The organism is Nostoc sp. CCY 9925, from assembly GCF_963920935.1.
GTDB lineage: Bacteria > Cyanobacteriota > Cyanobacteriia > Cyanobacteriales > Nostocaceae > Nostoc.
The window spans coordinates 38,046-50,070 of sequence record NZ_CAWUDO010000064.1; the positions used below are offsets into that span (position 1 = coordinate 38,046).

8 protein-coding genes, 26 tRNA genes and 1 pseudogene are annotated in these 12,025 nt (G+C 43.6%); 5 read left to right on the top strand and 30 right to left on the bottom strand.

Going from position 1 to position 12,025, the window contains the following annotated elements:
* The first annotated feature begins 3 nt into the window (after positions 1–3).
* Positions 4–1,833, top strand: coding sequence for a DrmB family protein (drmB, locus tag ACM0OY_RS26445; protein ID WP_414571793.1), 1,830 nt, complete (start codon positions 4–6; stop codon positions 1,831–1,833).
* Between the two features lie 141 nt (positions 1,834–1,974).
* On the opposite strand, the gene ACM0OY_RS26450 is transcribed toward drmB, so the two are convergent.
* Entirely contained in the window at positions 1,975–3,183 is a 1,209-nt protein-coding gene (locus ACM0OY_RS26450) for a DNA cytosine methyltransferase (RefSeq protein WP_414571794.1), read from the bottom strand.
* Positions 3,184–3,823: 640 nt separating this feature from the next.
* Between ACM0OY_RS26450 and ACM0OY_RS26455 the strand changes: the two genes are divergently transcribed.
* Together ACM0OY_RS26455 and ACM0OY_RS26460 are read left to right on the top strand one after the other, a co-directional pair.
* Positions 3,824–4,417 carry a ParA family protein gene (locus ACM0OY_RS26455; RefSeq protein ID WP_414571795.1) on the top strand — a complete coding sequence of 198 codons (594 nt, stop codon included), beginning with the start codon at positions 3,824–3,826 and terminating at the stop codon, positions 4,415–4,417.
* Positions 4,414–4,758 carry a hypothetical protein gene (locus ACM0OY_RS26460; RefSeq protein WP_099069926.1) on the top strand — a complete coding sequence of 115 codons (345 nt, stop codon included), beginning with the start codon at positions 4,414–4,416 and terminating at the stop codon, positions 4,756–4,758. Before ACM0OY_RS26455 ends, ACM0OY_RS26460 begins: the two co-directional genes overlap by 4 nt.
* 270 nt (positions 4,759–5,028) lie before the next feature.
* Here the strand turns inward: ACM0OY_RS26460 and ACM0OY_RS26465 are convergent.
* The 27 genes from ACM0OY_RS26465 to ACM0OY_RS26595 form a co-directional block, all read right to left on the bottom strand.
* Positions 5,029–5,111, bottom strand: a tRNA-Ser gene (locus ACM0OY_RS26465).
* 93 nt (positions 5,112–5,204) lie between these two features.
* Positions 5,205–5,278: transfer RNA gene (locus ACM0OY_RS26470), tRNA-Ala, on the bottom strand.
* Between the two features lie 5 nt (positions 5,279–5,283).
* A tRNA-Arg gene (locus tag ACM0OY_RS26475) sits at positions 5,284–5,357 on the bottom strand.
* A 6-nt stretch (positions 5,358–5,363) separates the two neighbouring features.
* Positions 5,364–5,439: transfer RNA gene (locus ACM0OY_RS26480), tRNA-Val, on the bottom strand.
* Positions 5,440–5,444: 5 nt separating this feature from the next.
* Positions 5,445–5,515: transfer RNA gene (locus ACM0OY_RS26485), tRNA-Gly, on the bottom strand.
* Between the two features lie 5 nt (positions 5,516–5,520).
* A tRNA-Thr gene (locus tag ACM0OY_RS26490) sits at positions 5,521–5,593 on the bottom strand.
* Between the two features lie 7 nt (positions 5,594–5,600).
* A tRNA-Met gene (locus ACM0OY_RS26495) sits at positions 5,601–5,677 on the bottom strand.
* Between the two features lie 10 nt (positions 5,678–5,687).
* A tRNA-Leu gene (locus ACM0OY_RS26500) sits at positions 5,688–5,761 on the bottom strand.
* A 6-nt stretch (positions 5,762–5,767) separates the two neighbouring features.
* Positions 5,768–5,842: transfer RNA gene (locus ACM0OY_RS26505), tRNA-Lys, on the bottom strand.
* A gap of 5 nt (positions 5,843–5,847) precedes the next feature.
* Positions 5,848–5,924 (bottom strand) — tRNA-Lys (locus ACM0OY_RS26510).
* 3 nt (positions 5,925–5,927) lie between these two features.
* Positions 5,928–6,005: transfer RNA gene (locus ACM0OY_RS26515), tRNA-Leu, on the bottom strand.
* A gap of 20 nt (positions 6,006–6,025) precedes the next feature.
* Positions 6,026–6,099 (bottom strand) — tRNA-Leu (locus tag ACM0OY_RS26520).
* A 3-nt stretch (positions 6,100–6,102) separates the two neighbouring features.
* A tRNA-Pro gene (locus ACM0OY_RS26525) sits at positions 6,103–6,179 on the bottom strand.
* Between the two features lie 5 nt (positions 6,180–6,184).
* Positions 6,185–6,262, bottom strand: a tRNA-Leu gene (locus ACM0OY_RS26530).
* 5 nt (positions 6,263–6,267) lie between these two features.
* Positions 6,268–6,341: transfer RNA gene (locus tag ACM0OY_RS26535), tRNA-Gln, on the bottom strand.
* A 9-nt stretch (positions 6,342–6,350) separates the two neighbouring features.
* Positions 6,351–6,425 (bottom strand) — tRNA-Asn (locus tag ACM0OY_RS26540).
* Between the two features lie 9 nt (positions 6,426–6,434).
* A tRNA-OTHER gene (locus ACM0OY_RS26545) sits at positions 6,435–6,531 on the bottom strand.
* A 6-nt stretch (positions 6,532–6,537) separates the two neighbouring features.
* A tRNA-Arg gene (locus ACM0OY_RS26550) sits at positions 6,538–6,611 on the bottom strand.
* Between the two features lie 6 nt (positions 6,612–6,617).
* Positions 6,618–6,702: transfer RNA gene (locus ACM0OY_RS26555), tRNA-Ser, on the bottom strand.
* Positions 6,703–6,706: 4 nt separating this feature from the next.
* Positions 6,707–6,788 (bottom strand) — tRNA-Tyr (locus ACM0OY_RS26560).
* Positions 6,789–6,795: 7 nt separating this feature from the next.
* Positions 6,796–6,895 (bottom strand) — tRNA-Glu (locus ACM0OY_RS26565).
* A gap of 153 nt (positions 6,896–7,048) precedes the next feature.
* A tRNA-Trp gene (locus tag ACM0OY_RS26570) sits at positions 7,049–7,119 on the bottom strand.
* A 3-nt stretch (positions 7,120–7,122) separates the two neighbouring features.
* Positions 7,123–7,197, bottom strand: a tRNA-Ile gene (locus tag ACM0OY_RS26575).
* A 5-nt stretch (positions 7,198–7,202) separates the two neighbouring features.
* Positions 7,203–7,276: transfer RNA gene (locus ACM0OY_RS26580), tRNA-Cys, on the bottom strand.
* Between the two features lie 6 nt (positions 7,277–7,282).
* Positions 7,283–7,356, bottom strand: a tRNA-Arg gene (locus tag ACM0OY_RS26585).
* 83 nt (positions 7,357–7,439) lie between these two features.
* Positions 7,440–7,515, bottom strand: a tRNA-Asp gene (locus ACM0OY_RS26590).
* 331 nt (positions 7,516–7,846) lie between these two features.
* Positions 7,847–8,383 carry an HNH endonuclease gene (locus tag ACM0OY_RS26595; protein ID WP_414571796.1) on the bottom strand — a complete coding sequence of 179 codons (537 nt, stop codon included), beginning with the start codon at positions 8,381–8,383 and terminating at the stop codon, positions 7,847–7,849.
* Positions 8,384–9,487: 1,104 nt separating this feature from the next.
* On the opposite strand from ACM0OY_RS26595, the gene ACM0OY_RS26600 reads away from it, so the two are divergent.
* Complete coding sequence (locus tag ACM0OY_RS26600; RefSeq protein ID WP_180267770.1) at positions 9,488–9,655, top strand: hypothetical protein; 168 nt, start codon at positions 9,488–9,490, stop codon at positions 9,653–9,655.
* Positions 9,656–10,115: 460 nt separating this feature from the next.
* On the opposite strand, the gene ACM0OY_RS26605 is transcribed toward ACM0OY_RS26600, so the two are convergent.
* Together ACM0OY_RS26605 and ACM0OY_RS26610 are read right to left on the bottom strand one after the other, a co-directional pair.
* Entirely contained in the window at positions 10,116–10,304 is a 189-nt protein-coding gene (locus ACM0OY_RS26605) for a hypothetical protein (RefSeq protein WP_323202264.1), read from the bottom strand.
* Between the two features lie 44 nt (positions 10,305–10,348).
* Complete coding sequence (locus tag ACM0OY_RS26610; protein WP_414571797.1) at positions 10,349–11,566, bottom strand: tyrosine-type recombinase/integrase; 1,218 nt, start codon at positions 11,564–11,566, stop codon at positions 10,349–10,351.
* Positions 11,567–11,718: 152 nt separating this feature from the next.
* Between ACM0OY_RS26610 and ACM0OY_RS26615 the strand changes: the two are divergent.
* Positions 11,719–12,025, top strand: a pseudogene (locus ACM0OY_RS26615) (hypothetical protein); the annotation flags it as partial.

The window sequence follows — 12,025 nt, forward strand, 5'->3', positions numbered from 1 at the left end:
ACTATGGCAAGTAAAGGTCAATCTTTGCGTCCTTCACAATACATTACCACCTTTGGACCAGGTAGTATTCTAGAAACACCAGATGGCCCAGTGGTGATTGCAGCACCAAGCCAATCCAAGTTATTTGATAATGGGCGCAGACCTGAAGATTATGAAATTACAGACTTGAGGCTCTCCCAAACCTTACTCAATGGCAATAAAATTTTCTATATTCCCTCCAATGCTGATTTAGGAAAACCTGAAAGCATTTCAGTTTACCAAACTTACCATTTTCCCACTTGGTCTTTATGTACAAAACATGGGATTCTCTATCAACATAGAAGAGAGGAAAAAGTTGGTTGCCCAAGTTGTGGACAACTACAAAATTCTTATAAGGCTTGGGATAAATCTCGTGAGGAGGCAGTCAGATTTGTTCTAGCTTGTTCTCATGGACATCTGAATGAAGTCCCGTGGCGCTCACTGATAAAACATAAACGCGAATGTCAGGGAGCAGACTTTTACAAATGGGAAGGGGGTGGAGGTGCGATCAGAAATATACAGATTATCTGTCCCAATTGTGGCGGAGCAGAAAATTTTGGGAAAGCTTACTCTAGAGAATTTCAATGTAGTGGTAGATTTCCAGAACGAAGAGAAGATCCAGCAGGATGTGAGAAACGAGCCAAAATTATTCAACGTGGTGCTGCTAACTTAAGGGTGTCTGAACTCCGAACTGCCCTAACAATTCCACCACTGGATACCGCCCTACATCGCTTACTACAAAGTCGAGCTATTCTTGCTGCTTTGCCTATCAATATAGAATCAAAATCTCAAATTGTTCAGATGTTGGATAAATTGGTGGAAAGACGACTTTTAGACCCAACATCTGCTGAAACTATTAAGCGATACAGTGAACGAGAAATCCTTGATGCTGTCAATGATGTTCTTAATGAACAAACAAGACAACACAACGCAACTGAAGAAAACCTGAAACAAGAAGAGTTTAAAAGTCTGAGTAACGCTGCTTGTTATGGCGCTCCACCGCATCGTTCAGATAAACCAGGTGGTCCAAATCAGTTTGAAGTTTACCACGAAAATGTGGAGACATTCACGTTAAATTCAGGACGAATTTTACGGGTTACACCCCTTAGTCGCTTGCGGGTGGTAATGGTACAGGTTGGTTATACACGACCGATTAGCACAGATAAGGATGATCCACAGCCTAAAGTTGTACCTGTTGAGTATAGACCACCTGATGAAAGTATCGCTTGGCATCCAGGTGTTGAGTTATTTGGTGAAGGTATTTTTTTAGATTTGATATCTACAGAAGAACCAAAAGGCATTTCCGAACATTTTCCTTTAAAAGGGTCGGCTTATAGTCGTTGGTTGTCAGCTTATAACTCCACTGATGGCTACCGAAAAATTAAGGCTATGCCGGGATCTCAAACGAGTTATTTACACCCTGTTTTTGTCTGGTGGCATACACTAAGTCATCGTTTAATTACAGCACTATCAGTGGATTCTGGTTATTCGTCAGCAGCTATTAGGGAACGAGTTTACACCTACACGGAAAATAATAAGACCGTTGGTGGTTTACTACTTTATACAGCCCAATCTGGAGGGGATGGTACATTGGGAGGACTAATCGGTTTAGTGCCTCATTTTGAACGTATTCTTAAGTCTGCTCTACGCAATGTAGATGCTTGCTCTAATGACCCAATTTGTATTGAAGAAGAATTTGGAGAAGATAGAGTTAATGGCTCTGCTTGTTATGCCTGCCAGTTCATTTCTGAAACTTCTTGCGAACACAGAAATACTTTACTTGATAGGCAGTTACTACTGGAAAATTTACCATGAATCATGTAACTATATTTACCTTGGATGGAGACAGGGATATGCTCAGTTAAATCGATCTTGAAAGATAGAGGTTAACACTATATCTAAGTGCTTTGATAGTATTATCACTTTTCTATCTATAATTATTGCCAATTTAACTAGCTAATGACTTGCTTTGTAAGCCTTGATCTGCTCAACAATAGGTCTGGCGATCGCCTCAGCCAAAAAAGGGGGTACAGAATTACCAACTAACTCAAACATCCTAGTCATAGGCGCATCAAATACAAAGTCATCAGGAAAACTTTGAAGTCTAGCAGCTTCTCTCACAGAAAGGCTTCTAGTTTGAGTTGGATGAATATAAGCTAAACAATCTCTTTGCATATGTGCAGTTAATGTCCATGAGGGTTCATTCCACTTCAAACGTTTATACTTATCATTAAAAATATCAGAGCGATAGCGTCTAACTGATTCGGGCAAGTCTTTATATTTACCACCTTGAGTCAACATTTCAAATATAGCTAGGTCTTTTTCGTTATGAGCGCGACATATATGATTCATAACACCCTCTCCCTGTTGTTTTCTAATCCTCATCTTCTCTTGATACTCAGACTGGGGCGGACAATTATATGGCATTTCAACGTCAACCTGCTTTGGTCCCGAAATTTTACTCCTCAAAGCCATAGATACAGGTTTAAGTTCTGGTAAGTCTCCAATAGCATCTCCTACTGAAATTGGACGGACTATATTTCTTTGAGGGAACTCAAAACTCAGGTTGGTATTTTTGCGCTTACCAACAATAAACAGGCGTTTTCTAAGTTGAGGAACACCATAATCAGAGGCAATTAATATCCTTGGTTCAAAAAGGTCATAACCTGGATAATCATGCTGATGAACAGGTAATCCATTTTCTAACTCTCGAATAATCGTTGGAAATATTTTATTGCTTTTAAGTGTATTGACATTTTCAATTACAAAAAAAATAGGCTGATAATAATTTAAAAAATCAATAAATATTTTGTATAAGAAGTTCCTTGGATCATTTCTTACCTTTAATTCAGGATCATTTCCTCGCTGTCGTTCTAAAGACTTCATTTTACCAATACCAACAACTGAAAATCCTTGGCAAGGTGGTCCTCCAATTAAAATATCAACTTCACCTGGTTTAATCGGAAGCTCTAAAAAATCAACATTTCTGACATCTTGAGCATCCAGTTCCAATCTACAGTTCGGAAAATTTCTATGATGTGTCCTGATAGCATGTGGATTATTGTCAATTCCTCCCAAAATTTGACAGCCAGCATTCTGAAAACCTAAACTCATTCCACCTGCACCGCAAAAGATATCGAGTACAGTGGGATATTCAATTTTCATCTGAACTTTCTTTGACATTCACGCTGAATTTTATGTATTTTTTTTGACCAGATCAGATTATTATATTTTTATTTCCTTTCATCGGTAAAAATAAAAATATAATTTTTTTTGAATGTTTAAAACAAATTACCATTGAACAAGCTACAAATTAACCAGAATAAAAGGGTTGCAATTCAAGACAACCACCGCCCAGCTTGAAAAACCGCACGCTTTCCGAAGGTAGTGGGAGAGATTGTAGCTTTCATGCAAGTCCAAAGAGCGCCAAAACACCACACCACAACCTTTACTGTATAAAAATGCGTTTAATCGACTAAAACAGCCGCCTTGTGGTTCTACCTTCTGGCAGAACCACAAGGCGGGCATCTACGGCAACATACGGATGATCGCAATCCTGCTAGAGTTAATTTTAGATTTTTGCGTACTCAAATACTTAGTCAAATAGTACAGAACTGCCAGAGTGAAGACAGTGTTTTGATTTTTGCGTACTCAAATATCCAAAAAACTAAAATAGACAATCAACCACCAAACTCAGGTACAGTAATTAATAAAATCGAAATTTTAAGTTTTTGCGTACTTAAAATTTCAGATTTTTAAAATTTCAAGTTTTCAGCAGTTTAAAACTTTACTGCCTGGAGGTATCATGATTATCACAGTCGCTTCGTTCAAAGGAGGGGTGGGCAAAACTACAACAGCCGTCCACCTAGCAGCTTACTTACAAACCAAAGGGGAAACATTACTGATTGACGGCGACCCAAACCGTTCTGCTAGCGGTTGGTCAAAACGTGGCGCTCTGCCCTTCAAAGTGATTGATGAGCGGCAAGCTGCAAAGTATGCGAAGAATTACCAGCACATTATCATTGACACCCAAGCAAGACCGGAACAGGAAGATTTAGAAGCACTTGTGGAAGGATGTGATTTACTTGTGCTTCCTACTACCCCGGATGCTTTATCACTTGATGCCCTGATGCAGACTGTTACTACTCTCAATTCGTTAGGTGCTGATAAATTTCGCATCCTTATTACTCGCGTTCCACCTAAACCCCGGCGAGATGGAGAAGAAGCAAGGGCAATGTTAACTGAGGCTGGATTACCTCTATTTAAGGGTAGTGTCCGTGATGCAGTTGCCTTTCAAAAAGCCGCGTTAGCTGGTGTACCAGTTAACAAAATTTCTGACCCACGCGCCAAAATTGCTTGGCGAGATTATCAAAGCATCGGTCAGGAGGTGATGAAGTGAGCAAATTCAAAGGTATTTTGGATGCAGCAAAGGGTCGTGAACCTGAACCGGAGCCAGAAAATCAAAGCCAGGAAACAGAAATTCAATTGCTAGAAGTTCAACAACCTGAAAAGGTAGAACGAAAGCCAGTTGCCCAATTGCAAACCGAACCGCCAAAACGGGGACGACCCAAAGCCAAACGCTCTGACCCTGACTATGAGCAGGTAACTGCTTACATTAAAAGAAATACTCACACAGCAGTCAAAATTGAACTGTTAAAGTCCAGTCAGAATGGCGAAAAGCGGGAGTTTAGCGAACTTGTTCAAGATTTGCTAGAGCAATGGCTAAATTTGCGTACCTGAAATTTCAGATATTCAAAAACTTGAAAAGTTAAATTTTTAGATATTTGAGTTTTTGACTATCTGACTTCAAGGCGATGCCTACGGCGGTAAACTACGCAGTCCAGTAAAAGCTGAATGTGGCGATGCTTGTTGGCAAGCAAGCCACTGCGCGTCTATGTATGGCTTGCACTGCTTCTCAAAATCCTTATGAAAAATCCACCAAGGAGGTACTGCCCCTCCTATATCTGTGTTATCAGCACAGCGCCTCACTTTTCGGCTTCAGGTGGAAGGCGGAAGATGGAGGAATTGAACCCCCAGGTGTTGCCCTGCTCTAGTTTTCAAGACTAGTTGCCCTCCCTTGAGCAGCATCTTCCATATAAACAAGGGGTATCTGAGGAGACTTGAACTCCCTAATGACTGGTTCCACAAACCAGCGCCGCGACCGCTTTGGCTTCAGATACCAAGAGTGGATACTGGTCGGATTTGAACCGACATCTTTCTGCTTGCAAGGCAGACGCTTTCCCAGTTAAGCTACAGACCCATGAGCAGGAGTGGTAGGGGTCGAACCTACATTGGTCGATTTAGAAGATCGATGCCCTCATCCATTAGGCGACACTCCCATAAATTGGTAGCCCCGGCAGGGATTGAACCCGCGACTTCCTCTTTGTAAGAGAGGCACTCTCCCAACTGAGTTACAGGGCTAAGAAAGCGATCGACGAGATTTGAACTCGTACCTAGAGTTTGGAAGACTCAAATGCTGCCATTACACCACAATCGCATTGAAGCTGGTGACAGGAGTTGAACCTGCAACCTACTGATTACAAATCAGTTGCTCTGCCAATTGAGCTACACCAGCACTAATTTGGTGACGGGGGCAGGAGTTGAACCTGCCGATGTTCAGGTTATGAGCCTGACGAGCCACCGTTGCTCCATCCCCGCATATTCACCAATACCCCTGACTGGATTTGAACCAGCAACTTCCAAATTTTAAGTTTGGCACCTCTTCCACTTGGGTTACAGGGGTAAGTTTTGGTGGGCGCTACAGGGGTCGAACCTGTGTCAGCCTGATTAAGAGTCAGGAGCATAACCGTTCTGCCAAACGCCCAAGATTGGATGGGTCGCCCAGGGGTTGAACCTGGATGAATCCGCTTAAAAGGCGGCTGCATACCCGCTCTGCCAACGACCCAATTTGGTACTCCCGACAGGAATTGAACCTGCAAAAATTCCGTCCCTCAAACGGAAGCGTTTACCAATTTCGCCACGGGAGTATAGTTGGGCAAATGCCCAGTACCCTTGGTGGGAGTTGAACCCACAAAATCTGGTTTCTGAGACCAGCACGTTTGCCAGTTTCGTCACAAGGGCAAATGGTCGGGATGGTAGGATTTGAACCTACGGCTCCTTGTCCCCAAAACAAGGCTTCTAGACCACTGAATTACATCCCGATATCTGGTACTCCTGACGGGAGTCGAACCCGTACACAGACTGTTTTTGAGACAGCCGCCTCTTCCAGTTGGGCTACAGGAGTATAAGCTGGGAAGGAAGGAATCGAACCCTCAAACTTCGCATTCAAAGTGCGACGGCTTTGCCTGTTTGCCTACTTCCCAATAAATAAATGGCTGCCTCAGCAAGAGTCGAACTTGCAACCTCGCGGTTAACAGCCGCTTGCTCTGCCATTGAGCTATGAGGCAATGTGCCAGTCCCCCAGATCCGGATTGAACGGATGACCTTCTGTTCTTGTCTTTCAGACACGCTACGCGAACAAACAGACGCTACTACCAACTGAGCTACCAGGGGATAAGGCGAGAACGGAGAGACTTGAACTCTCAATCTTCAGTTTCGTAATCTGAGATGTTATCCAGTTACACCACGTTCTCATAAGGCGGAGAGAGAGGGAGTTGAACCCACAGTGGACTTACATCCACGACTGTTTAGCAAACAGCTTGCCCTGCCAATAGCAATCTCTCCAGAATGGGCCGGGCTGGAATTGAACCAGCAATACTGAACGCGGCTGTTTTACAGACAGTTACCTACACCAATAGGCGAGCCGACCCATAAATTTGGTAGTGCAGACGGGACTTGTTCGCGTTAGCGTTCCCGGAGGGTACCCGCTAATTACACGCTTGAAAGACGTGCCGCTCGGCCACTTCGCTTCTGCACCAAGAGAGAAATTTCTACCACGTACAAGTTTGAGAAGCTGTTTTTAACAGCCTCCAGGTTTGGTTTGGCGGAGGCTGTAGGAGTCGAACCTACTTCGGTTTTATAGACCGATTAACCAGTTTGTAAGCTTCTCGTGTTGGGGCACGTAATAGAACGCACAGACAAGGATTTGAACCCTGACTAAAGGTTTTGGAGACCCTGGTGCTGCCGTTACACCATCTGTGCATTTGGTAGCAGTGGCGAGAGTCGAACTCACATATACCAAGTTATGAGCTTGGGGCTTTGCCGTTAAGCTACACTGCAACGTTTGGAGTCCAGGGCGAGAGTCGAACTCGCACAGTCGGTTTTGCAGACCAACACCCTACCATTAGGCGACCTGGACATACTACGAGGACGACAGGAATCGAACCTGTGACCACTTGCCTCGGAAACAAGCGCTCTTTCCGACTGAGCTACATCCTCATTTGGAAGCCTTGACGGGAGTTGCACCCGCTTCTCCTTGACTGAGAATCAAAGCGACTTGTCTATTTGTCCACAAGGCTACACGGGGATGATGAGATTTGAACTCACGATCTTTCGCTCGACAGGCGACTGCTTTAAACCAGACTAAGCTACACCCCCACGTTGGATGGCAATTATTTAGTTTTCATGGTTCAGAAGTGTTTGCGCTATGCCTTTTTGAGAGGCTGTAGTGCTTTACTACATTTATACTACACAATGTATTATAAGATGTCAAGGGCATACTACAAACTTTTTGAAAGAACTGAGAGGGCAGTGTTACGTAATCGAGCTTATTGCCCTCTCTGACTAGTAGTTCGCCAAGGAAACTTGGCGGGGTAAAGGGGAAGGGGGAAGGGGGAAAGGGTTTAAATCCCTTACCCTTTTCCCTTTACCCTTTTCCCAGTCCTCACTTAGCATTTTTGGGTTGGCAGACTACTAGGTTTGAAGTTAATTACTCGTTCTCACTCAGGCGTTGTGTGTTCCAAAACTGTTCGGCAAATGCAACTGCTGGGTGAATTGGGGCTTTAGGCTTGCTTTTGAGTACCATTCCAGCTTCATACGGTAAGCGATCGCTCTTTGTAGAGTTACAACGCTCACAAGCTGTCACAACGTTGTCCCAGGTATGTTGTCCACCTTTTGAACGGGGAATTACATGGTCAAGCGTTAGATGCTTGGTGTTACCACAGTATTGACAGGCGTGATTATCGCGTCTCAAAACCTCACGACGGTTGACAGGCGGGACTTTCCAATGCCGTTCCGGATTACCAACAGTCAAGCGAATGTGTTCAGGTACTTGTAGTACGACGCTGGGCGATCGCACTTCCCACTGCTTTGTAGTACCAAAATTCACTGATTCTGCTTGACCTGTGACTAACAGCACGATTGCTCGTTTGATGTTGATGCGTGCTAGTGGTAAGTAGTTCTTGGAGAAAACCACAACTGAATTTTGTAATATGTGTGGTTGCCCAAAAGGTGGTTGAGCTTCCATAAGTTAATTCACTCCTAAAAAAATAACCCCCGCCTCTGGTTATCAGGTGCGGGGGTCACGTAGTTGATACTTTTTGACCTATATCGGTGCTAGAAAACACTTGCACCTCCCGCTTTGGATAAGTTGATCTAGATTCAGCCATCCGGTAATCGCTTCAAAAATACTTTCACGCTGCAATTTACTGCCGACAAAACAATACATTTCCTCAAACGCAAACAGCGCGAATACTCTGCCTAAACCCTTGTTGGGTCGGCAATGTATCACGCTGCTAATGGTTGAGGAGAATCTGCTTATCATTGAAGGTTTGTAGTATTTGTAATTGGGACTTATATCAATAATACAGTTGTAGTATGCGATTGTCTACTGCCCTCTGATCCAGCCTGTGGTTTTGGTGCATTTTTCCTGAAAGGATCACTTTTTCTAGACTCAAAAGCAAAGGCGATCCAGTCTATGGTTGCGATCGCCTTTGTTCAGATGCGTACTTGGATGTAGAAGAGTTGGGTAATGTTTTTGAGAGTTTATGGATGGACTCTCAGGGAACTCTAATTTTTTAACTCTGGGAATAACAGCTACATCTGTCAAGTTGACAGAGTTACTAAGTGTGGTGAGTAGTGGTGACACTACTTCTTGGTAGAAGATGCCCAGTTTCTTCAACCGCAAAAATTCCACACTTAAACATTGTAAACAGAGTGTTAATTACACCTGTTACTAAAGCTGGCTTGGCAGTTTCCAAGGCCACCAAGCCAGCAATTCAACAAAAACTAAAGCAAAAGGTTACTGCAATGAATAGAAACACTAGAAACTTACAACTTAATGATAAGTCAAAGCACCGGAGAGGTTTTCTTTGGAGGCTTCGACAGCTATGTAGGTTTTGGCATCCCATCTTAGGGGCTGTCATAGCGATCGCTTCTCTAATGAAGTTGCTGTTTCACTAACAGGCGATCGTCTTATCTGGCGGATTCCGCCAGATACCTCAATGGATGCGTAGCTTGCCGCCGTAGGCATCGCTCAAAAAAACTCATCAAAAAGGCGATCGCACTGGATCGCCTTTTCTTCTAAGAAACTGATCCCTTTCCCTGCCTGGACAAGGTAAATCTGATAACCTTGGCAGCCGCTGTTCCCGCAAATAACTATACTTTGGCTCAAGAAATATTACGCGGTGTAGCACAGGCACAGCATGAGTTTAATGACAATGGCTTAAATGGTCGATTATTGGAAAGCGGAATATGCCTTCAAGACGTTCAAGTTAACAAAAGTAGTGATTTTCTCTAATCCTGATGATTCATACAGTTTTACTATCACAGGAGAAGTTAGTTAGCGTACAGCTACTAGTTATGACGCTACTCAAGCTTTTATTTGTACATGAATACTTGAGTGTTCATTTCCCTCCTATGAGGTGATGGAAGAGATTTAGCCAAAAACAACTGCGATCGCCTTTATCCTCCAAGAAAATAGTTAGTTGAGTGCAGCAGCGATCGCCCTTCATCCTCTAAGAAAAAGTTCTAATTTTCTGGAACTTTCAATCTAGGCGGTGTAGTCCTAATTAGAAAAGCGACTTATAAATAACTTCTATAAATAGCCCTTGGGGAATATAACCCCATCCAAAGCCCAGTCACGACGACCGGGTTTTTTGGTTTTGAAGCGATGTGAAAAGCGGGCTGTGACGCTCGACGACTCGGTTTAGCTTCTCTACCAGACGCTACTCGCGTTCGCTATCGGTGACGCTTTGACGTTATTCTTCATTATTGCCGTATGTCACACAAGGACTATCAATTACAATTGCACTTTGGAATGAATTACAGAAAATGACGGTAGAACAATTAACCCCAAATTCTTCTGGGTGAATGCACTCTATCGCTCCTTCTACTAAGGCATGGAAAGCACAATCATTGCAGATAGTCTGACATTCGCCCACTGTCATTGCTCCTCTATTAAATTAGAACAAGTAATGACTTAATTATCCAATCAAAACCTCGGCAGCACTGTACCCGTGCCCGCGTCTTTCTTCGTGCGGACATAAGCCTTTGTTGTATCGGTTTTACTGTGCCCCAACTGGTTTTGCACCTCAAAAACATTTTTATGCTCGACTGCTCTTGTCGCGTGAGAATGGCGTAACCAGTGACATGAAAACTTCACCTTTGCCACCTCGGAGATATCCTGAATCAACCTTTTTATTGCCCGATCGCTCAACGGCAACCCCTTTTTTGCTGGGTCAGGTGACATATTCGCAAACACGGGCATCTTATCACTAGCCATCCCCCGGTACTTTTTGAAAACGAGCGAAGTCTGATGGTCTAAGCCAATCTCGCGGTACTTGCCACCTTTGCCTCGGAACTTAATCGTATAGTATCCCCGGTTTCTATCCTCTGGTGTCGGGTCGGGATACCACTGGAAATTATGCCAATATAACCCCGGATAATCTTCCTTGGGTTGGCCCGGTTCATCACCCGGAACCGTCACGCGACCCACTTCACCAACCCGCATCCCACTGTAAAAAATCAAACTAAAAACTAGCCAATACTTACCCCCCAACTGCTTGGCTGCATCAGCTAGCTTCTTCATCTCGAAATCTTCTAGATATCGCTCTGCCTTCGGTAAATTACTGAAATTGTCGTAATTTATACTACTTGCAATATTCCGCAAAAAATAGCCAATACTCTCCCCACTCCCATAACTCCAGAGCGATCGCAATATCAGCACTCGGTTACTTTTAGTATAAGGGGAAACCTCACCCCAGGAAGCAATAAATTCTAGTAACAATGGTTGCTGTAGCAATCTTAAATCAGGTATACCTTGATTCCGTACCCAATCAAGCAATTTTTGACCAAATCGGTAGTATTTTCGTTTAGTTTGTTCGCGGTTTTGGCTTCCAGCCCAAGCCAAAATTAACTCCTCATCATTACCCACCGCAGGCGTGCGGTAATAATATTGCCGAATTACCTCCTCTACCAATTCTGGAGTTACTTGAGCATTAGTGTTTTTAATTACACTTGGTTGGGGAGTAGCAGGCAGAATTTCTACAGAGCCAATCTCAATATTAGTAACATCCATCTGGTCTTTAGGGTTACGCGACCATAAAAATATAGCTTCCTGGAAGTGCTGTTTCAGGAAGCTTTTATATTCTACGACAGCGCCGTGAATATACTGCCGGCACTCTTCGTTAATAATTCCAAAAGCCTGCACAAAAGTAGCAAGATCCCTTCTAGGGTGAAAGACCCAAAACACGGCGGACGATTCCCGAACGGGTTTGTGCTTGAATCACCAATCCCTGATATGTTGATAGCATTGCTATCTACTTGATATCGATAGCTGTTGCTATCAATTGTGATATCACTATGCCTGACGAGAACAAACCCAGCGAGATGATCCGCGTACCCACTCCCCTGATTCCAGCAGTTAGGGAGTTATCCCGGCTGCACCGACAAGGACGAACAAGCGAGTTGCTTCACTCTTTGGATGAATTAATACTGGCGTTGGACAGTAACAGTAGAAGCGCCAACCCTACTTCCCAAACGATATTAGCTATTTGCGAACGACTGGATAAGCTGGAATCACAGAACTTCGGTGAATCTCATAGCAACGAAACTGGAGCAATCCATAATCTCGCCGATTTATCAGAAAAAATTGAGGGGATAACAGCCC

Excerpts from the sequence above, each read along its gene's own strand:
- drmB (WP_414571793.1), top strand. The coding sequence starts at position 4 with ATGGCAAGTAAAGGTCAATCTTTGCGTCCTTCACAATACATTACCACC.
- ACM0OY_RS26450 (WP_414571794.1), bottom strand. The coding sequence starts at position 3,183 with ATGAAAATTGAATATCCCACTGTACTCGATATCTTTTGCGGTGCAGGT.
- ACM0OY_RS26455 (WP_414571795.1), top strand. The coding sequence starts at position 3,824 with ATGATTATCACAGTCGCTTCGTTCAAAGGAGGGGTGGGCAAAACTACA.
- ACM0OY_RS26595 (WP_414571796.1), bottom strand. The coding sequence starts at position 8,383 with ATGGAAGCTCAACCACCTTTTGGGCAACCACACATATTACAAAATTCA.
- ACM0OY_RS26605 (WP_323202264.1), bottom strand. The coding sequence starts at position 10,304 with ATGACAGTGGGCGAATGTCAGACTATCTGCAATGATTGTGCTTTCCAT.